The sequence below is a fragment of the Streptomyces sp. CA-251247 genome, from assembly GCF_050952975.1.
Classification (GTDB): domain Bacteria; phylum Actinomycetota; class Actinomycetes; order Streptomycetales; family Streptomycetaceae; genus Streptomyces; species Streptomyces achmelvichensis.
In genome coordinates this window covers 8106644-8125365 of sequence record NZ_CP191861.1, presented here as the reverse complement: position 1 = coordinate 8125365, position 18722 = coordinate 8106644, and the positions used below count along the sequence as shown (strand labels likewise).

Annotated in this window: 18 protein-coding genes, 1 pseudogene and 2 CRISPR repeat arrays (1 of these 21 cut by a window edge); of the genes and pseudogenes, 14 read left to right on the top strand and 5 right to left on the bottom strand. The window is 68.1% G+C overall.

The window, feature by feature from the left end; genetic code table 11:
- Window positions 1-35 precede the first annotated feature (35 nt).
- The 5 genes from ACQPWZ_RS36340 to ACQPWZ_RS36320 are packed head-to-tail and all read left to right on the top strand — an operon-like array spanning window position 36 to window position 4897.
- Window positions 36-272 (top strand): hypothetical protein, encoded by a 237-nt coding sequence (locus tag ACQPWZ_RS36340; RefSeq protein ID WP_433573700.1) that lies wholly within the window; start codon window positions 36-38, stop codon window positions 270-272.
- Window positions 269-688: a TadE/TadG family type IV pilus assembly protein gene (locus tag ACQPWZ_RS36335; protein WP_433573699.1), complete on the top strand. Its 420-nt coding sequence runs from the start codon at window positions 269-271 to the stop codon at window positions 686-688. Before ACQPWZ_RS36340 ends, ACQPWZ_RS36335 begins: the two co-directional genes overlap by 4 nt.
- A 5-nt stretch (window positions 689-693) precedes the next feature.
- Window positions 694-1149 (top strand): TadE/TadG family type IV pilus assembly protein, encoded by a 456-nt coding sequence (locus tag ACQPWZ_RS36330; RefSeq protein ID WP_433573698.1) that lies wholly within the window; start codon window positions 694-696, stop codon window positions 1147-1149.
- 4 nt (window positions 1150-1153) lie between these two features.
- Window positions 1154-1624 (top strand): hypothetical protein, encoded by a 471-nt coding sequence (locus tag ACQPWZ_RS36325; RefSeq protein ID WP_433573697.1) that lies wholly within the window; start codon window positions 1154-1156, stop codon window positions 1622-1624.
- A complete protein-coding gene (locus ACQPWZ_RS36320) occupies window positions 1625-4897 on the top strand; it encodes a LysM peptidoglycan-binding domain-containing protein (RefSeq protein ID WP_433573696.1) in 3273 nt (1090 codons plus the stop codon).
- Window positions 4898-5057: 160 nt separating this feature from the next.
- Here ACQPWZ_RS36320 and ACQPWZ_RS36315 read toward each other — a convergent pair whose 3' ends face one another.
- Complete coding sequence (locus tag ACQPWZ_RS36315; RefSeq protein ID WP_365939226.1) at window positions 5058-5603, bottom strand: GNAT family N-acetyltransferase; 546 nt, start codon at window positions 5601-5603, stop codon at window positions 5058-5060.
- Window positions 5600-6835, bottom strand: coding sequence for an XRE family transcriptional regulator (locus ACQPWZ_RS36310; RefSeq protein WP_433573695.1), 1236 nt, complete (start codon window positions 6833-6835; stop codon window positions 5600-5602). The genes ACQPWZ_RS36315 and ACQPWZ_RS36310 overlap by 4 nt, the downstream gene beginning before the upstream one ends.
- 334 nt (window positions 6836-7169) lie before the next feature.
- Here ACQPWZ_RS36310 and ACQPWZ_RS36305 point away from each other — a divergent pair, with 334 nt between their 5' ends.
- The 9 genes and pseudogenes from ACQPWZ_RS36305 to ACQPWZ_RS36265 all read left to right on the top strand — a co-directional run.
- Window positions 7170-7499, top strand: a complete 330-nt coding sequence (locus ACQPWZ_RS36305) for a hypothetical protein (RefSeq protein ID WP_433573694.1) — start codon at window positions 7170-7172, stop codon at window positions 7497-7499.
- Window positions 7496-7858 carry a DUF6415 family natural product biosynthesis protein gene (locus ACQPWZ_RS36300; RefSeq protein ID WP_433573693.1) on the top strand — a complete coding sequence of 121 codons (363 nt, stop codon included), beginning with the start codon at window positions 7496-7498 and terminating at the stop codon, window positions 7856-7858. Before ACQPWZ_RS36305 ends, ACQPWZ_RS36300 begins: the two co-directional genes overlap by 4 nt.
- 259 nt (window positions 7859-8117) lie before the next feature.
- Window positions 8118-8759, top strand: a complete 642-nt coding sequence (locus tag ACQPWZ_RS36295) for a hypothetical protein (protein WP_433573692.1) — start codon at window positions 8118-8120, stop codon at window positions 8757-8759.
- A gap of 222 nt (window positions 8760-8981) precedes the next feature.
- Window positions 8982-10238, top strand: a complete 1257-nt coding sequence (locus ACQPWZ_RS36290) for a hypothetical protein (RefSeq protein ID WP_433573691.1) — start codon at window positions 8982-8984, stop codon at window positions 10236-10238.
- Between the two features lie 83 nt (window positions 10239-10321).
- A complete protein-coding gene (locus ACQPWZ_RS36285; RefSeq protein ID WP_433573690.1) occupies window positions 10322-11614 on the top strand; it encodes an aspartate aminotransferase family protein in 1293 nt (430 codons plus the stop codon).
- Between the two features lie 166 nt (window positions 11615-11780).
- Window positions 11781-13103 carry a UDP-glucose dehydrogenase family protein gene (locus ACQPWZ_RS36280; protein ID WP_433573689.1) on the top strand — a complete coding sequence of 441 codons (1323 nt, stop codon included), beginning with the start codon at window positions 11781-11783 and terminating at the stop codon, window positions 13101-13103.
- 14 nt (window positions 13104-13117) lie between these two features.
- Window positions 13118-13579 carry an N-acetyltransferase family protein gene (locus tag ACQPWZ_RS36275; RefSeq protein ID WP_433573688.1) on the top strand — a complete coding sequence of 154 codons (462 nt, stop codon included), beginning with the start codon at window positions 13118-13120 and terminating at the stop codon, window positions 13577-13579.
- Window positions 13580-13672: 93 nt separating this feature from the next.
- A complete protein-coding gene (locus tag ACQPWZ_RS36270; RefSeq protein ID WP_433573687.1) occupies window positions 13673-14500 on the top strand; it encodes an SDR family oxidoreductase in 828 nt (275 codons plus the stop codon).
- A gap of 563 nt (window positions 14501-15063) precedes the next feature.
- Window positions 15064-15248: pseudogene (locus tag ACQPWZ_RS36265) on the top strand (site-specific integrase); the annotation flags it as partial.
- A gap of 565 nt (window positions 15249-15813) precedes the next feature.
- Here ACQPWZ_RS36265 and ACQPWZ_RS36260 read toward each other — a convergent pair.
- The 3 genes from ACQPWZ_RS36260 to ACQPWZ_RS36250 all read right to left on the bottom strand — a co-directional run bounded on the left by ACQPWZ_RS36260 (window position 15814) and on the right by ACQPWZ_RS36250 (window position 18007).
- Window positions 15814-16611: a hypothetical protein gene (locus ACQPWZ_RS36260; protein WP_433573686.1), complete on the bottom strand. Its 798-nt coding sequence runs from the start codon at window positions 16609-16611 to the stop codon at window positions 15814-15816.
- Entirely contained in the window at window positions 16608-17045 is a 438-nt protein-coding gene (locus tag ACQPWZ_RS36255; protein WP_433573685.1) for a hypothetical protein, read from the bottom strand. Before ACQPWZ_RS36255 ends, ACQPWZ_RS36260 begins: the two co-directional genes overlap by 4 nt.
- A 92-nt stretch (window positions 17046-17137) precedes the next feature.
- Window positions 17138-18007 carry a hypothetical protein gene (locus ACQPWZ_RS36250; protein WP_433573684.1) on the bottom strand — a complete coding sequence of 290 codons (870 nt, stop codon included), beginning with the start codon at window positions 18005-18007 and terminating at the stop codon, window positions 17138-17140.
- A gap of 28 nt (window positions 18008-18035) precedes the next feature.
- Window positions 18036-18431: a CRISPR direct-repeat array (repeat unit 29 nt; unit sequence CGGAGCATCCCCGCATGCGCGGGGTCGAC).
- Between the two features lie 91 nt (window positions 18432-18522).
- A CRISPR array of direct repeats spans window positions 18523-18722; the repeat unit is 29 nt; unit sequence CGGAGCATCCCCGCATGCGCGGGGTCGAC (it continues 501 nt past the right edge of the window).

Below are 18722 nucleotides of genomic sequence, written 5' to 3'. Positions count from 1 at the left end.
TCCCAGGGTGCGGTCTGCGAACGGGAGACCCCGCAGTGAAGACCATCCGCGACGCCACCACGAAAGCCGCCGTCAGCCTCGCCATCGTCACCAGGGCCGCCCGCGAGCGTCTGGATGTCATCCGGCAGGAAGCCGACGAGGCCTGTGACCGCGGTGATGGGCCGATCTCCACCGTCATCATCATCATGGCGTCGATTGCCGGCGCCCTCGTCATCGCCGGCGCCCTGGCGGTGCTGTACGGCAAGTACGCCGGGAAAATCACCGGCGAATGAGACACCCGCTGCAGGCGCAGCCCGGGCGCCGGTTCGGCGACCGAGGAGACGCCGCGATCCAGGCCGCAATCGTCTACCCGCTGCTGCTGCTCGTCGTCATCGGCCTGGTGCAGGCCGCCCTGTGGGGCTACGCCCGCAGCATCGCGCAGACCGCCGCACGCGAGGGCGTGCAGGCAGGCCGCGCCTACGGGTCCACCCCTGAGGACGGTGCACGGCAGGCACGCAGCGCCCTGGAACGTCTCGCCGGCGACAACCTCACCAACCGGCACGTGTCGACGACGGGCAGCACCGCGGAGCAGGTCCGTCTCCGGGTGTCGGGGACCGCATTGTCACTGATCCCCGGGGTGGAGAACTGGCACGTTTCGGCCGACGCGTCCGGCGCCGTCGAGCGGTGGGTCCCGCCGCAGGGAGGGTGACCGGCATGGCAGCGTGGCGATGGCCGGCACGGGACAGGGGCGGCGACCGGGGGAACTCGCCCATCGAGGTGGTCATCGTGGTGCCGCTGCTCCTCAGCCTGGCCCTGCTGTTCCTCGCGGCGGCCCGGATCGCCCTGGCCGGACAGAGCGCCGACTCGGCCGCCGAACACGCCGCCCGCGCCGCCTCTCTGGAACGCACCGCGGGCACTGCGCAGGCCGCGGCGCAGTCGGCGGCCGCCGACTCCCTGACAGGTCAGGGGCAGCCGTGCACGGCAACAAGCGTGCGAGCGGACACGGCAGGCGTCGCCGCTCCGGTGGGGCAGGTCGCCAGCGTCACCGTGACCGTCTCGTGCACCGTGCCCCTCGGTGACCTGTTCTTCCTGGGACACGTCGGCCCTGGCACGCGCACCGTGACATCCAGCTTCACCTCGGTCGTCGATGCCTACCGCGAGAGGAGCTGACCTGATGAACCACTCCCCTTTCGACGGTCGGGTCCGCTACCGGCGCTGGTCGGCGCGGGACCGGGGCGGCATCTCGGTGTTCGCGGCGATCGTCACCGTCCAGCTGCTGGCCCTCGGCGGGCTCCTCGTCGTCGACGGCACCGGCAAACTCCGCGCCTCAGAACGCGCCGACACCGTGGCGATGGAAGCCGCCCGCGCCGGCGCGCAGGCCATCGACCCGCAGCAGGCGATTCCCGGAAACAAGGTCACCGTCGACCCCGCGGCCGCGGCCAGTGCCGTTCGCGCCTACCTCGCTCGCGCCGGGGTGAGCGGATCAGTCCGTGTCACCGATGGCGGCACCCGGCTCCAGGTCGACGTCCAGGACAGCTACGACACCAAGTTCCTCACCCTGGTCGGCGTCTCGACCCTCCCTGTGACCGGGCACGGCCAGGCCGCTGTGCTTGCCGGCATCACCACTCCCGAGGAAGGCCCGTAAATGCGCCCGCCCGCCTCGCACTCCCCCGCCCACCGCACCGGGCCCCTCGCCGGCATATCGCGGGCCCTGGGCTCCCTGCTGCTGCTCCTCGGGCTGCTGGGCGGCATGCCGTGGCTGCTGTGGGAAGCCACCGGGGCCGCCCTGCCCGCAGGCCTCGACGATCTGACCCACCTCTTCTCCCAGCAGGACACCACGGGCGCGTTCATCCTCGCGCTCACGGCGGTGGGCTGGATCAACTGGGCCAGCTTCACTCTCTCCCTCCTGGTCGAGATCCCCGCCCAGCTCCGCGGCCGCACCGCCCCGCGCCTCCCCGGCCTACAACTGGGACAGCGGGCCGCCACCACTCTGGTCGGCGGGATCCTCCTCCTGCTGCCCACCGGAACCGCGATAGCCACCCCAGCGACACCCCCGGCCGCCCCAACCCTCGAGCACCTGGCCGATACCCACCACACCCCAGGACCAGGCGGCTCACAGAACACGGCCCGGGACCACAAGGTGCCCAAAGCGACGGCCACGAACCTGCGCGAGTACGTCGTGAAGGACACCCGCCCGGCACAGAGTCTGTGGCAGATCGCCGAGGAACAGCTCGGTGACGGCGCGCTATTCACGAAAATCGTCGCCCTCAACGAAGGCCGCACCATGACCGACGGACGGGTCTTCACCGCCGGCTCCCCCATCCAGCCCGGCTGGACCCTGCACCTGCCCGCCGATCCCCGCACGGCCGAGGCTCCCCCTCAGCCGACCACTCAAGGCACTGCCGAGCATCAGAACAGCGGCACCTACGTCGTTGAAGACGGCGACTACCTGTCCACGATCGCCCAGGAGGAACTCGGGGACGGCGACCGATGGCCCGAGCTCTACCAGGCCAACCGCGACGCGATCACCGACCCCGACGTCATCCACCCCGGCCAGCGTCTCGATCTGCCCCCAGCCGACGCCACCGGCCCGGCCACTCCGCCCGAACCCGCCAGCCCGCCCGTCAAGCCCGCCGACCCAACGCCCGATCATGAGGACGCTCCAGCCGCTCCAGCCCCGACCGGTGCGCCGACGAGCCCGCCGCCGCCAACACCGCAGCCGACCCAGCCGAATGCCCCTGCTCCCAGCCGGGCCAGAACGCCGTCAGCACAACCCGGAACGTCGCCCTCGGTCCCCCAGCGCACCAAGCCGCCCTCGCCCAGCAGCGCCCCGGCGGGCGAGCTCGACGGGACCGCAGAAGCCGGCACACCCCGCCATGTCGCACTCATCGCCGGTATCGGCGCCCTGCTGGCTGCATCCCTGGCCGGCGCCCTCGCCGTGAAGCGGATCCTTCAGCAGCGCCGCCGCAGGGCAGGCGAAACGATCGCCATCGACGAGGACCCGACCGAAGCGGAGCAGCTTCTCACCGCCACCGGGGAACCGGCATCGATCGACCGGCTGGACATCGTGCTGCGGACCCTCGCCCACCGTGCTGCCGCCATCGGACGAGAACTGCCCGCCGTCCGAGGCGCCCGCGTCGGTCACACCAGCGTGCACCTGATCGTGGACGACCCGGGTCTCGAACCGCTGGCACCCTTCACCCTCGGGACACAGGCGGGCATGTGGCGCCTCGATCCAGACAGCCCGCTCCTCGAACGCGACACCGCGCGGGCCGAACCGGCCCCCTACCCGGGCCTGGTCACCCTCGGCTCCACCGAGACCGGTGAGCTGCTCCTCACCAACCTGCTCCACCAGCGCACCATCCTCCTCGACGGTGACACGGACGATGTCGTCGCCGTCGCCCGCGCGCTGACGCTGGAGGCCGGCACCAGCATCTGGAGCGACCAGACCGAAATCCTCACAGTCGGCCTCGGCACCCGCCTGGCAACCCTGCTGCCCAAGGGTCGCATCCGCGCCATGCCGCATCTGCCCGCGGTCACCGCGGACCTGGGCGAGATCCTCGTCGAGGTCCACCAGAACAAGGACCGGGACGGAGCACTGCCGCCGTTGCCCTGGATCCTCCTCTGCGCCGGCGACATCGAGCCTGAGCAGGTCTGGCAGTTCGCCGACGCGATCGCTACCCCCCGGGACCTCTCTGTGGCGGTCGTTCTTCCCTCCGGCCCCGCAACGCTGCAGGCTTTCCCCGACGCCGAACTCATCGACGTACGCCCCGATGCGCAGGTACGGCTTGCGCAACTCGATGAACACCCGGTGCAGGTGCAGCGGCTCACCGACGAGCACTACCGGCAGTACCTCCACGCCCTGGAAGTCGCGGACGAGCCGGCCGCCCCCGCAACCGGGGCATGGCAGCTGGCTGAAGAACACGACACCGCAGAACAAGGCCGGCCCTCCCCGCTGATCCTCAAAAGCCACGACTCGGATGAGGACGACAGCACGCCGTATCCCACGTTCCTCGCATCCCTCGGCCCCTCCCAGATCAACCTGGTCAAGAGCCCGGCCACCGATAGTGATGAGGCGCAGCCGGCGGGCGCACCCGAGCCTGCATCGGGGACCGACCCAGTTGTTCTGGATGCCGTCCCCGGAAGCCGGGACGACAAGTGGGAACAGGAACCGGCAACTGCCCAGATCAACATCCTGGGTCCGCTGACGGTCACAGGATCCACGGGCTCCGGGCACGGACCGAAAGTCGCGGCCCTGGCCGCACTCATCCACCTGCGACCGGGACGAACCCCACAGGCCCTCTGCGCGGCCATGGACCCCGTCACCCCCTGGTCGATACCAACCCTGCGCAATCGCCTCTCGGAGATCCGATCACGATTCGGTACAGCGCCAGACGGATCGCCCTGCCTGCCCCGGCCCAAGCCCGGATACACCTTCCACCCCGCAGTGCGCTCGGACTGGGACCACTTCCAGCACCTGGCCACCCGCGGACTCGCAGCCGGCCCGGCCGCCGGCATCCCTCTCCTGGAAGACGCACTCGCCCTGATACGCAGTAAACCCTTCGACGGCGAGGACCTCCCCTGGGCCGGTCCCGTGCAACAGGAGATCGTCTCCCGCATCGTCGACGTCACCCATACCCTCGCCACCTGGCACACGCACCGGCCGAACCCGGACCTCGACGCGGCACGACACGTCGTCCTACGCGGCCTCGACATCGACGAAACAGCCGAGGTTCTGTACCGCGACTGGATACACATCGAACAGACAGCAGGCAACACCGCCGGCGCCCTCAAAGCCGCCGCCACGGTCCAAGAGATCACGCAGTCGTACGACATATCCATGGAACCGCGCACCGAGCAGACCATTGCGCAGGCCCTGACCAGCCCGTCCGCAGAAGCACACACGGGCCAGCGCTAGGTATCACCAGTGCGCCCCGCATCCGCGCGAAGCAGGTCGGACCTGCCCAGAAGACGCGCCACCAGACGCGCCTCACTGCACGCCCGCCGACTTCTCGTACGGGCCGAGCCGGCACCACCGCCAAGCCGCCAGAAGCACTCGCGTCCAGTAGCTGGGACCGTCATCCGCCCGAGGACGACACCTTACTGTCGGCCACTGCTATACGCCGAAGCATCACAGCGTAAGTCGGGGAGTCCGGGAAGGGCTGTCGCTCGCCGACCTTCTGGTACTGCCATGACTCGTAGAGCGACTGCACCCGAGGGTGATCAGTGTCCACCAAGAGAACGGCCAGGGCTTCGTCCCGGCTGCCGAGCAGGGCTCTGTGCAGCTGGTCTGACACCCCGGTCTTGCGCCATGGCCGCCGCACCATCAGTTCCGAGAGAGAGAACGTGGAGGGGTCCTCAGGCTCGTTGCTGACGTGCTCTCGCCACCACTCCCTCCCCGGGGGAGAAGGAGCACCGTAGGCGAAGCCAGCGGCTTCGTTGCCGTCCCAGGCGATGATGCAGGCGAACCCGCTGTTGCCTCCCCAGTGATCCACGAACCAAGGGAACCGCTGGTGGAACGGATCGTGCATCTGATCGGCGTAGGCCTCGGCGTGCACGTCGATGAGCGTCTGGCGGATCTCGCTCAAGTCCTCATGGCCGTACGTGCGTAGGTCGACAGTCATCGTCGGCTCCAGTGATCGCGGTATCGGTCGCCCCACTCTCGTGCAACTGCAGCATCTGGCGCGAGGGTGAGAAGGTCGCGGTAGAAGTCGCCGATCAGCGACCTCATCCGGCCGGGCAGGGGCGCATCCGCCATGAGATCGAACACCTCTGCCGCTGTACTGCAGGCCTGCTCAGCATCGCCCTGGTGCAGCTGTGCCAGGGCGAGCCGCGTGGTGGCGAGCGCCCTGTTGCGGCGGAACTGGTCGGGCAGCGCGGCCAAGGCCCGGTAGGAAGCTGCTTCCGCCTCTGCTGCATAGCCGAGGCGATCGCGGACGATCGCGCCCAGCGCGTACAGCTCAGCCGGGCCGTAGAACGCGATCCAAGACGGCCTGACCGCGTGCGGGTCTGCCTTGCTGAGCAGGTCCTCCGCGAAGCCGAGAGATTTCAGCGCGGGCTGTCGATCTCCTCGGTTGGCGTGCCCGACCGCTGTGCGGGCGTGGGCGAGGGAGGCGAAAAGCCGGTCGCGTCGGGTGACGCTGGTGGCCTGTGCCGCGTAGCCGGCGTCGATTGCCTGGCCATGTTCCTTCCGCTGGTGGGCGAGCATGGCGAGCGAGTTCCACACCCGCATTTCTGTAGCGCTGTCGTTGGCCATCCGCGCCAGATAGAGCGCTTCCTTGAGCTGCCCATGGGCGCGGTCGAGTTGACGCACATCGACGTTTGACCATGCGGCCGTTGCTGTGAAGTCGGAGGCAAGGCCGAGCAGCCGTTGCCGGATCCGCTGCGAGCTGGCGCGGTCCTGCATGCCCAGGCAGTCGGCGGCACCGGCCAAGGCTGCACGCTCAAGTTCTGCATGCCCGCCGCGCTTGTCGTCGAGTCCGGTCAGGCTCTCCAAGCTGGCGCGCAAGCCAGCAACGTCGCCCGTCCCGATACGGCCGGTACTGCGGGTTGTCGACTGCGAAAGTGAGGCCCCGGCCATCGTGGTGGAGGCGAGGAACGTGCGGCGAAGCAAGCTGCCCTCCGGAGGAACAAAGCCAAGTTCAAAGGCTGGACACCCGAATACTGCCTCCAGCGCGTCCCGCTGTCGCTGTTGAGGCCACGCAGATTTTCCGGTCAGCCAATAGCGCACCGTTCGGTCGCTGACCGTCCCACAGTGGCCAGCAGCGATCAGCGACTGGTTCAGCGCCTCGACTAACTCGGCCTGCGTGTAACCCGCCTGGACCATCGCATCCTTGAGCCGAAAATTCTGCTCCATGCACTCACGGTAGCCGCCGAACCATGCCTGGGGTTACCCGGTTGGGACGCTCGCTGCTCCAAGTTTTTCCGGTCGCCTGCGACCAAGAGCGCCGCCCTTTTTCCTGCCTCCGCCAGAGCGTCAGGAGTTGTATAAGCGTCAGTCAGCCCGCCAGGGTCGACGGCTTCCGACGGACCGGCTACCGGGGTGAGTCGTGCAATCGAGAACCGCATCGCCTGAGACAGTGCGCAGCCCACACGCTGCCGCGGCCGTTACGTTCGACTGGTCTCGGAAGTTCGAGGCGCAGCCCAACGCGCCGCAGCTGGCTCGATTACATGGCCGGACGCGGCTGACCATGGCGCGCTGGCGCGGCAACCAGGAGGCGGCTGTCGTGGTGGCCGGCCTGCTGACGGCCAACGCTGTGGTGCACGCGAACCCCGGCCCTCTGGGCGACCGCAGGTGCATCGGTCTGCGGCTTGCCGTCACGGAAGCCGACGAGTTGCTGATTGATGTCTCCGACCCGTTGCCCCAGTTCCCCGACTTCGCGGCGGCTGCCGCCGGTGAATGTGGCCGTGGATTGTGGCAGGTGGCCCGGCTCGGCTGTGATCTTTCGTGGTTCCTCACCGACGACGGGGACGGGAAAGTCGTCCGCGCACGCATGACGGTCGGCCCGGTGCCGGCATGAGCACCCCTACCCTTGATCCGTGCCGCACGTTCGACGCAGGCACCGCCACCATGCAGCGTGTCCTCGACTCGCTGCGCCTCTCCCTCGTCAACGAGAACGTGTATGACGACCTTGAAGACGTTCTCAGCCCGTACTCGGACCTCGACGAAACCCGCATGGCCGATCTCACTGCCCGGCTGCGGCGCGCCCTCGCCGATCTGCTGCCCGCCGTCCGCCGCACCCACGGCCAACAGCCGACGTTCGCACGGGCCATCGAACTGCGGGACGCACAGCCGCCCGAGGATTCGCACGACGCCCTCGTGCACCTGCGCCACGTCGCCCTGACCACCCTCGGCCTGCTCGACCTCCTTGCAGCCTGACCCCCGGAATTGGCCGTGCCCCGCGCCGCGCCCACACCGGCGCCCGGCACGGCCCACCAGCCGCCCTGCACCCAGGCCCGCCGCTCCCACCCCCGCGAGCGACCGGCACTGGGTGCAGGGCCCCAAATCTGACCTGAGGAATCGTCCATGTGCAATCACCAGCCCGAAGGTCCACCGCGGGTCCCCCGATTGGGAGGACGCGCATCTCGTCAAAGGCGACCCGCAGTCGGCTGCCTGATGAGGGGCGGGGAGTCGCGGGATGAGTGAGACCTCAACCAGACTCGTGCCGTACATCACCGCCCGGGAAGGCGAAGAGGGCGAGCTCCAGTCCGCTCTGCGAGCCTCGTTCACCGAACGCGGCCGATCGAGGCTCGGCTACTGGAACGAGACCCCGCAGGACCGCGGCACACGCGGTGAACTGTGGGGCCGCTGCTCCCAGCACATCGGCCCCGACCGCATGCCGGTGGGCCGGCCGAAGTGGCGCATGGTCCACCCCTCCAGGCAGCGCGAGACCATGATGAAACTGCGCTGCCAGGCGTGCGTCGGCCCGGCCAAGGTCGCCGACGCGCACCTGTTTCTGGAAAGTCCGCAGCCGACGCCGAATGAGCCGATCCTGACCGCGCAGCCGCCGTTCTGTGTGCAGCACGCGGTCCTCGCGGTCGCGCAGTGCCCGCACCTTCGCAACGGCCACCTGGCGCTCCTCGTGGAGCGTGCACCGTTGTACGGCGTCATCGGCACCCCGTACCAGTGGAGCAGCAACGGCATTCGGGCACTCGCCGCCGATGACACGCCCCTACCGTTCTCCTCGCCCATGCTGCCCTGGCTCCTAGCCTCACAACTCGTACGCGAGATCCGTGACTACTCCGTCGTCGACCTGCACGACCTGGTCAAGGCCCCCTGAACTCCCGGCTCCGGCATCCAGAACGGCGCGTGATCTCCGGCAGGACCGTCGCGCCGGGCCGGAGCCGGGCCCCGCAAGAAGTCGCTCGATGCTCCACCTTCAACCATCCGAGCACGACCACGCGACCGCGCATGCAGCAGCCGCTCCACGCTGCAGCGGAATGGCAGTTGGGCCCGGACAGGAAACACGTGCTACTCACACGCCGCTCACTAGGAGGACGAGATGTTCTTTCCCTATCCCGTGATCGAACAGCTCGACGACACCCAGGTGGCCACCTGGGAGAAGCACTTCGCCAGCGCCGGACACGAACGGCCCCGGGCAATCGAGGAGGGTATTTGGCGCCGGACGCAGGACCCGGCAAATGCCGTCCAGTCCGGCTGGTCCGAAAACGAGCAGGGCCGCCGCCGCGTCGTGCACTACCGCTACCGGTATGACCTCGACTACACGTTCCCAGTACCGCGGCTCGTTCTCGCGGACTTATACCTGTACACGTCGGTCCTCGCGCCGAAAGTTGAGATCGGCGAGTACCGCGACAACATCGCTTCCTGGCTTGCCGCGGGCGGCTGGCGGCAGGTCGACGGCACCATGTGGTCGAAGGGCGACCTGCGGGTCACCATCACGCCGTACGACACGCACCCACAGGACGAGCGAGCCTCGCGGTTGACGCCGGCCGGGCTCTGCTCGCTCGACGTCGTGTTCGTCTCTGAGGACTTCGCGGTGACACGGAACGTGCGACAGATGCCGTGGAACGTCCTGGCGGGCGGCATCCGCATCCGGGACGAGCGCGGCAACCCGACCTATGCCGACGACCTGAGCGCGTTGGCCAAGCACCTTCCGTTCCAGGTCGAGATCGGCTGCGGCACGAGCGTCGAGGCCGGTGTTCCGCCGCTGCACTTCCTGCACCAGGCGTATCGGGTCACCGAGCGGACCGACAACGTCATGAAGCAAACGCACCCATTCGTGCTGAGCCCGCAGAAGGACACGCTCGTGCGGGAGATGCTGCTCGACGCCACGGTGAAGGCGGAGGAGCTGGTCACGATGTTTCGCGTCAGCTTCCTCGCCGAACCGACGGCCGCGCACCACGCGCTCAAGGCCCTGCACGACGCCGGTCACTTCGTCGGCCCCGTGCTCCAGCACAACTTTGACCTGCTCGCCGCGCGGGCTGGACTCGAAGAGTGCTTTGTGCGCCGCTACGACCAGAAGATCCCTCCCGTGCCCTTCCACCCCGAAGCGAAGGCTCTGCTGGTCGTCGGCCTGCACGCCGACCGGCGGTCGGTAGAGAAGCGGGCCCGCGAGCGCGGGATGAGGGTCTTCTTCATTGACACCGAGGGTCTGGAGGAGTTCGGCGAGTACATGCCCTACCCGCTGGAAGGTCCGCAGGACGGTGACGTGATCGTGAAGGCCGAAGCAATCCCCACGCTCATGGAACTGTGCCGCCAGCTCGGCGTGAACACCCCTGTCGCCCAGGCGGCCGCCTGAACGGCACGGTTCCCCGGACCGCGCACGAGCGCCGTGCGCGGCCCCCTCCCCGGTGAACACACCCGAGAAAAGGACTCCCCGGAGTGGATTCATACGTGCAGAACCGTGAGCGGCTGCTGACATCGTCCAGACCTTTGCCGGACTTCGAGGTTGTGGGAACACAGGGCCCATGGCTCCACCTTGAGGGCGGAACCCGGATCTTCGATGGCTCGAGCGGCCTGCTGTGCGCCAACGTGGGGCAGAGCAGCACCAAGGTCCAAGCCCGGATCGAGAAGCAGTTCTGCCGCTACTCCTTCGGCGGCGCCGCCGTCGTCCAGCCCCACACTCAGATGGAACTGATGGAGCGTCTATGCCGCGCCGTCGGCCGCCCCCACGACTCCGTAGCGCTGACCACCTGCGGGACGCTCGGCGTCGAAGTGGCAGTGGGCCTGGCGCGGAACATCACCAGGGTGCGCAACGGGAAGCAGCGCCGGGACATCCTGACCTCGACGCTGAGCTACCACGGGATGTCGGCACTGACCCTGGCCCTGGCCGGCAACCACGCCCGAAGGCCACGACCACAGGACGCGCTCGGCCTCGGCCCCGGATTCCCCGCACCCTACCCGCCGACGCACCCCCACAAGGACCGCGACTGCAACGCCTCGTGCGCCGACGAGATCGCGAAGGAGATCGACCGCCGCGGTATCGAGAACGTCGCCGCAGTGCTGATCGAGCCCATCAACGGGACCACGGGCGGTGCCTTCGTGCCGCCCGACGGCTACCTTCGGCGGGTCTCGGAAATCTGCCAGGAGCGGGACGTCCTCGTAATCCACGACGAGGTGCTCACCGGCATGTGGCGCACCGGAACCCCGCTCGCCAGCCGCCACTGGGACGGCTGCGAGCCCGACATCGTGATCCTCTCCAAAGGGCTTGGCGCCGGATACACGAGCGTCGGCGCGGTGCTGGTGTCACCCGCCGTGGCACGGTGGATCCGGCACGAGGACGCCGACCCGCTGCCCGCCATGGGCACCATGGCCACCCATCCCCTCATGGCGGCCGCGTGCCTGGGCGTCCTCGACGAGCTGGAGGCAATGGATTTTCCCGCCTTCGCAGGACGCGGCGAACGCCTCGGGGAGGCCATGACGTCACTGAATGGCGTCGGACCGGTGCAAGACGTCCGCGGGCGGGGCTTCCTCTACGGGGTCGAGGTCGCCCCGGGGAAGCTCTGGCCCGTGATGAAGGCCGCGGAGGCACGAGGCATCTTCTTCTATCCGTTTACCGGCGCCGGGGAGCCCACGAGCGAAGGACTCGTCGTCGCGCCCCCGCTGACGTCGACGGACGACGACATCGAGTTCCTGATCACGGGCCTGACCAGCGCGCTGGAATCCGCCGTCTGACCCATCTGCCGTGCGCCCGTCCGGTCACCCGACCGAACTCATACCTGCGACTTGAGCGTGCCAACGCCCCTTACGACCCGCCCGACTTGGGCCCTCCTCGCCAAGCGAAAGCGCCCAGAGGCACACCAAAGTCGTGTAGCTCCCGACCAGACAAGGACGACCTGCAATGCGTGTTTCCGTGATCGGCTGCGGTCACCTCGGCATCCCGCACGCTGCGGCTATGGCCGAGCTCGGCCACGACGTCATCGGCGTGGACGTCGACCAGGCCAAGGTCGATCGACTCAACGCCGGTGAATGCCCCATCTACGAGATCGGTCTGCCGGAACTGCTCGCCCGCCACACCCAGAGCGGACGTCTGCGCTTCACCACCGACATCCGCGAGGCCGCCGACTTTGCAGAGCTCCACTTCATCGCTGTCGGCACCCCCATCGACGCTGACGGCTGTTCCTACGACACCGCACAGGTCTTCGGCGCAATCCGTCAGCTCGCCCCCCACCTCGACCGCGCCTGCACCATCGTCGGGAAGTCCACCGTCACCGTCGGCACCACCACCCAGATCACCGCCCTCGCGCAGCGTCTGGCTCCCGCGGGCGACCAGGTCGACATCGTATGGAACCCAGAGTTCTTACGCGAAGGCCACGCCGTCGAGGACACCCTCCGCCCGGACCGGCTCATCGCCGGCGTCTCCACCACAGAGGGCGAGAAAGCGATCCGCGCGGTATACGCGGGCATCGTCGACGCGGGCGTGCCGATCTATGTCACCGACCCGCAGACCGCCGAGCTGGCCAAAGGCGCCGCGAATACCTTTCTCGGTTTGAAGATCAGCTACATCAACGCCGTCGCCGACATGTGCGAAGCCGCGGACGGCGACATCTCCCAGATCGTGGACATCCTCGGCATCGACCCCCGGATCGGCGCCGAGGGCATGAGGCCCGGCATCGGCTACGGCGGCGGCTGCCTCCCCAAAGACGTCCGCGCCTTCACCGCATCCGCCCGGCAGCTCGGCGCCGCACAGGCCGCGACCCTCCTGCGCGCCGCCGAGGAGATCAACGAGAACCGCACGGCCGTCGCCTGCGCACTCATCACACGCGCCCTTGGCAAGCGCCCCATCAAAGGCGCCCGGATCACCGTGTGGGGTGCCGCGTTCAAGCCCGGTACCAACGACGTCCGCGAGTCCCCGGCCCTCGCCCTGTCCCAGGCCCTCCAGCAGGCCGGAGCTGCCGTCATCGTCCACGACCCGCAGGCCGTGCCCACGGCAATGGTCCGCAACCCGGAGCTGGACTACTCCGACGACCTGGCTGCCTCCCTCGACGGCGCGGACCTCATCGTCCTGGCCACCGAGTGGCCCGAGTACCGGCAGGCCGACCCCCACGCCCTGGTGGACCGCCCGGCCACGGCCCTGCTCGTCGACTGCCGCACCACCCTCGATCCCGACCCTTGGCGCTCCGCCGGCTGGACCGTCCACCAGCTCGGCCGTCCGGGCAAGTAGAAGCGGCTTACGCCATGACCACCGACGAGCTTGTTCTCCGCCGTGCCCGCGACGCCGACGCACGCGCCGCAGCCGATGTGTGGCTGCGCTCCTACGCCTCTGCACTGCCGACTGTGCGCTGCGCCCACGACGAACCCGACGTACGGGACTGGTTCGCCCGCGTGCTCGTGCCGCAGTACGAGACCTGGGTTGCCGTTACCGGGCACAGGGTGGTGGGGCTCCTGGTCCTGAAGGGTGAGGAGTTGAAGCAGCTCTACCTCGAACCGGAATGGCGGGGACGGGGCCTCGGCGACCGGTTCATGTCCCTGGCCAAGCAGCAGCAGCCGGACGGCCTGTCGCTGTGGACGTTCCAGGTCAACGGACCGGCCCGGCGCTTCTACCAGCGACACGGCTTCACCGAGGCCGGGCGTACCGACGGTCAGGGCAACGATGAGCGCGAGCCCGACGTCCGCTACGTCTGGCAACCGCACACATAGTCGATAGCCGCCCGCCCGGGCATCATCGGCGGTCACCGAACAACAGCGGGTGACCGCCGCCGTCGTGCGACCCACGCGGTTACGGTTACGCGCATGACCATTCTGATCGTTGGCGGATCCGGCTTCCTGGGGTCCGAACTGGTCCGGCAAGCGAGAACGGCGGGGCACACGACAGTCGCGACGTACACGACCAAGCCGAGTGACGCTGCCCCGGCCACGTGGTGTCATCTCGATCTGCGCGACCTGGGAAGTCTGGACACGGTCATGTCCGAAGTGAACCCGAGCGTCGTCATCAACGCATCGAGCGGCGGGGCTAAGTGGGCGGTCACAGCACTAGGCCCGCTCCAACTCGCTCTAGCAGCCGCCAAGCATGGAACGCGCCTGGTTCACGTGTCCACCGACGCAGTGTTCTCCGGAGCCGGCAAAGTCCACTACAACGAGTCGTGCCTCCCGGACCCCATCACCCCGTACGGAGCAGCCAAAGCCGCCGCGGAGACCGGCGTTCTCGCCGTGCACCCGAAGGCCGCCGTCGTCCGCACATCGCTCATCATCGGTCACGGGCGTTCTGTACACGAGCGGCTGGTCCACCAACTCGCCGCGGGCACATTCCACGGATCCCTGTTCACCGACGACATCCGGTGCCCAGTACACGTCTCCGACTTGGCCGCCGCCCTGCTGGAGTTGGCGCTGAGCGACACGGCGGGAATTCATCACGCCGCGGGATCCGATGCCCTGAGCCGACACGAACTCGGAGTCCTCATCGCACGGCGCGATGGTCTCGACGCTTCCACTCTCCCCAAGGGCCTGCGAGCCGAAAGCAAGGTTCTCGGCCCCCTCGACGTGCGCCTCGACAGTCAGGCGACCCAACGATCCTTGCGGACCTCCTTGCGCGGCGCTCGGGAGTTCCTGCGTCTCCCATGAGGATGCAGCGCAGGACAGTTGAGAGTCTCAACGCTTGACTTGTTGACTGTGTCCGCAGAGCTGGGCCAAGTGAAGACAGTCGGGTCGCAATCTGATGGATCGCCGCCAAGGGAATCACCCGGCACTCGGCCAGGTGGCAGCCAGACCTGGGCTCCAGCCCTCATACGTAGTGGCACGCGCTCTTCGTCGTCCATCGCGACCGCGGCCTATGTCGAGTTCGACCTGGAAGCCATATTCGACGGCGAGCTGGAGGGGACGGCTTTGGGGTGCTGGCTAGAGAAGTGGAGTGCGGAGGCCGTCACTTCGGGGGCGCGGGCGCTGGATCACTGCGTATGGGGGTGCAGAACGCGCTGACCGTCCGAGTCGGCGGTGCATCATGATCCAGCCGATACTTCGCTCTACCACCCACCGCTTCGGCGGCGGCTCGAACCCTTTGGTTGCGGCCTTAACCACCTCGACATCGATGCCCAACCGGGCGCCGTGGTTGAAGATACTGTTCTGGTATCCGCCGTCGGCCCAGACCTTGGTGACGCTGGGATGCTTCGCGGTGAGGTCGTCGAGCGGACATCCTGCACCGTCGGGCCAGGCTCCTGCTGGAGCAGGGCGTGAACCTGGTCGTAATCAAGGAATTGCTCGGCCACGCCCCATCGGCGTCACTGCCTCGGTGTACGCCCACGTCCGCCTCCAACGAGACGCCATCGACCTCCTCGGCAACGCCCTCCGCGACCCCGCCCAGCCCACAGTCCGACGACAGCGACGAACCACCACTCTGTGCAGCATCCGTCCGCTGACGTTTCCGTCGACTACTGCCGCCAAACATCCGGCAGTCCCGCGGAACCGAATCCGGGGGGACTGCCGGGTTTAGCGCTCGTATTGAACAGAAGCGCCAGAGAGTCGAGGTTCAAGACTCATTGCATAGCATCAATTGCCCGGGATTCACTCCTCGAAGGCCGAACGCCAAGACATGCAACAACCTTTTCCGGATTAGGAGTCAAAAATATCTGGAAATAGAAGCCACCCCCAGGTCGATTATCGACATAGCCGATAGCGAGTTTCACCTCCACGCACGCCCTCAAGTCTCGCGCGTCGACCGCTCCCTCCCCACGGCCATCATTGATCACTCACTACCTTTCGTCACCGGAGTCCTCGGCGAGATGTCCGTGGTGGCCGGTACACCATTTCGTCGGGGTGGCGGGTCACCCGGGCCAGCCGCCAGGCCGCGTCGTAGGACATGCGGCCGCTTTCCTGAGCACGAAGCCGCAGGGCCAGGAGGCTGGTTGCCGGGTCAAGCAGCCAGCGCAGGGCGGATAGCTTCATCGGACTGTGCCCGCCTCGGAGACGGGGCGCGGCTCTGCGCCATCATCGCGGACACTCTCGGACGCATCAGCCGCTGACGGCTCGCCGGGCGCCGGCCAGGCGAGCGCGCCGTTCCATCCCATCTGGTCCAGGACGGTGCGGACGGTGGTGGTGAAACGGGCGTGTTGTCCTGGGTCGCTGCCCAGTTTCTCCCAGACGTACAGGAGGGTGTGGGCTATGCGTTCGGCCTTGGACTGGATGTCGTCGGCCGCTCCGACGAGGGGGAGGATCTTCTCCTTGAAGAGGTCCCAGTCGAGGGATTCCAGGTCGTCCAAGTGGCGGTCGAGCCACCAGATACGCGTGGCGTCCGGGCTGTTGAACACCGCTTGTCTGAACCGTTCTCGGCGTTCGTGTTCCTGCGCGAGCTGGAGTGTCACCTCTCGTATGGCGTCTTGGTATCTCTGGGCCCGGTCCGCGTCTTGCTCGGTGAGCAGCAGGGTGATGTGTGCTTTCAGCCAGAGGCCTGGGGTGTCCTTGGGGGTGTGCCAGTGCGCCGCGGCGAGTGTGAGGTCTTCTTGTGCGGTGGTGAGCTGTTCGGGCATGTGGTTCTGGGTGATGCCGCGGCCGAGTTCGTCCAGGGCGAGTCGTGCGGCGGCTCGGGCGGTGGCTGTTCCGGCGGCCTTGATGTTGGCGTGTGTCCGGTAGGTGAGGGTGCCGCGGGCGCAGAAGCGGATGCCGGGCAGGCGTGTGGGCCACTGGGCCCGGATCCGACTGCGCCGGCGGTTCCACCACGGGCCGGGTCCGTCGGTCGTCAAGGGGTCGATGCCTCCTTGGACGCTTGGTAGCGGTTGGCGGCCAGCACCAGGACCTCGCGCCAGAAGGGGTGGATGGCTGCTTCCTCCGTGACCATGAGCCGGTCGAGACCGGGGCGGAGGCTGGGCGGGGCAAAGATGTCTGCGAGGACGTCCACCACGGCTTCCCGGCGGTCGGGGTCCTCTTGGAATCGCTCATGCCGTCGCGACAGTTGCGTGACGACCGCGTCCACGGCGTCGTCGGTGGACAGCAGCTTCTGCCAAGCGTGGATGATGCGCGGCCGGGCTTCGGTGTCTCGTGTGTTGTGCAGGATCAGGTCTGTTCCCTCGTCGCTGGAGACGAGGGCGAGGAAGGATCCGAGAGTCTGGCGGCGCAGGGGCTCGTCGGCGGGCCGGCTTTCAACGTCGGTGAGCCATTGGTCGACGGCCTTGCGCACATCGTCTGGTCGTTGCAGCGCGAGTTGTTGGAAGGCGTTGATGACGGTTGCGGAGCCGAATGGCTTGTGGCCTGCGGCTTTGCCCAGCCGTGTCAGTGCGAGGGCCGGTTGTTGGATTCCCCAGCTGCCTGCGCAGATCTCGATGACGAGGTCAACCTTGTCGTCCGAGGGGAGGGGTTCTTGGCGTCCATCCACTGGCGCAGGCGGTCCCTGACGTAGCGGCCGAACTCGGCATCCCCGGCTGCGTTGGTGAGTGCTTCCACGGCCAGGACCCTCCGGGGTCCCTTGAGGTCACTCGCCAGTCCGTCGAGGATGGCCCGGTCGTGGCGGTGCGCCGCCAGTTTCCACAGTGCGGTGGTGATCAGTCGGGCGTCCTCTTCCGGGACGGTCCGGTCTGCGGCGATGCCGATGGCCCACCTGCGCAGGAGCTCGTGCTGGGTGGGGAACTCGTCCCACAGGTGACGCAGGATGGCGGCGGGCAGGCCTTCTTTCTGCGTGTCGTGAAAGGCCCGGTCTCCGTCGCGAGTGATCTTCGCGGCGTCCAGTCGGCTCGATGTGGTGGCGTCGGTCAGAACGTTGACAGGGTTGCGTTCGAGGCCGAGTCGGGTCAGGAGGTCATCGGCTGCCTTGATGACCGACCTGCGTTGTCCTCCGTGCAGCAAGGCGCCGGACCAGACTGTGACCCGGGTGGACAGCAGCTGCGCGTCGCCCCCCGTTGCCCGATTCCTGTTGAGGAGTTTCTCGACTTCCGTGTGCCAGTCGCCGAACTCATTGACGATCGCCTGGATCTGCTCCGGGCCGGAGGCCCGGAGCAGACGGTCGGCCAGGCGCCACGCGGCGCGCGGACGGGTTGGCCTTCCAGATCGGCGGAGCATCCCCGGATGCGCGGGGTCGACGTCCTGGTCGTTGCTGGCGGAGTCGCGTGCGTCGGAGCATCCCCCGCATGCGCGGGGTCGACTCACGCCCCGAGGGGGTGAAATGCACGTTCACGGGAGCATCCCCGCATGCGCGGGGTCGACCGAAAAGGACTGCCCGTTCGTCCCCGCGTCCTACGGAGCACCCCCGCATGCGCGGGGTCGACCGCACGAACTGGATCGGGACCTGGAGCATGAACGGAGCATCCCCGCATGCGCGGGGTCGACTCGTGCAGCTCGACGCCCTCACGGCCGACTGTCGGAGCATCCCCGCATACGCGGGGTCGACTGATGGGTACGCTGGTCGCTCATAGACCTGCTCGGGGCATCCCCGCATACGCGGGGTCGACTCGTCGTCCTGGCGGTCGAGGTACTCGAGGACCGGAGCATCCCCGCATACGCGGGGTCGACTTCGTAGAGTCCCTCCAGAACTCATACGTCCGCGGAGCATCCCCGCATGCGCGGGGTCGACCGCGCCGCAGACGTGGGGCTGTTCTACGACAGCGGAGCATCCCCGCATGCGCGGGTCGACGCCATGGTGATCAGCTCGGTACGGAGCCCGGCCGGAGCATCCCCGCATGCGCGGGGTCGACGACACCGTGGGGTCGTAGGTCGGGCCCGTGTACGGAGCATCCCCGCATGCGCGGGGTCGACGAAGTGGACTCGCCGCCGGTCGTGGCGGTGTCCGGAGCATCCCCGCATGCGCGGGGTCGACTAGCCCTCGATGGTGGAGAGGCCGCCGCCGGACGGAGCATCCCCGCAT

Coding starts and splice junctions, on each gene's coding strand:
- ACQPWZ_RS36290 (WP_433573691.1), top strand. CDS start 8,982: ATGTTCTTTCCCTATCCCGTGATCGAACAGCTCGACGACACCCAGGTG.
- ACQPWZ_RS36325 (WP_433573697.1), top strand. CDS start 1,154: ATGAACCACTCCCCTTTCGACGGTCGGGTCCGCTACCGGCGCTGGTCG.
- ACQPWZ_RS36320 (WP_433573696.1), top strand. CDS start 1,625: ATGCGCCCGCCCGCCTCGCACTCCCCCGCCCACCGCACCGGGCCCCTC.
- ACQPWZ_RS36300 (WP_433573693.1), top strand. CDS start 7,496: ATGAGCACCCCTACCCTTGATCCGTGCCGCACGTTCGACGCAGGCACC.
- ACQPWZ_RS36315 (WP_365939226.1), bottom strand. CDS start 5,603: ATGACTGTCGACCTACGCACGTACGGCCATGAGGACTTGAGCGAGATC.
- ACQPWZ_RS36310 (WP_433573695.1), bottom strand. CDS start 6,835: ATGGAGCAGAATTTTCGGCTCAAGGATGCGATGGTCCAGGCGGGTTAC.
- ACQPWZ_RS36305 (WP_433573694.1), top strand. CDS start 7,170: ATGGCGCGCTGGCGCGGCAACCAGGAGGCGGCTGTCGTGGTGGCCGGC.
- ACQPWZ_RS36295 (WP_433573692.1), top strand. CDS start 8,118: ATGAGTGAGACCTCAACCAGACTCGTGCCGTACATCACCGCCCGGGAA.
- ACQPWZ_RS36275 (WP_433573688.1), top strand. CDS start 13,118: ATGACCACCGACGAGCTTGTTCTCCGCCGTGCCCGCGACGCCGACGCA.
- ACQPWZ_RS36330 (WP_433573698.1), top strand. CDS start 694: ATGGCAGCGTGGCGATGGCCGGCACGGGACAGGGGCGGCGACCGGGGG.
- ACQPWZ_RS36270 (WP_433573687.1), top strand. CDS start 13,673: ATGACCATTCTGATCGTTGGCGGATCCGGCTTCCTGGGGTCCGAACTG.
- ACQPWZ_RS36335 (WP_433573699.1), top strand. CDS start 269: ATGAGACACCCGCTGCAGGCGCAGCCCGGGCGCCGGTTCGGCGACCGA.
- ACQPWZ_RS36280 (WP_433573689.1), top strand. CDS start 11,781: ATGCGTGTTTCCGTGATCGGCTGCGGTCACCTCGGCATCCCGCACGCT.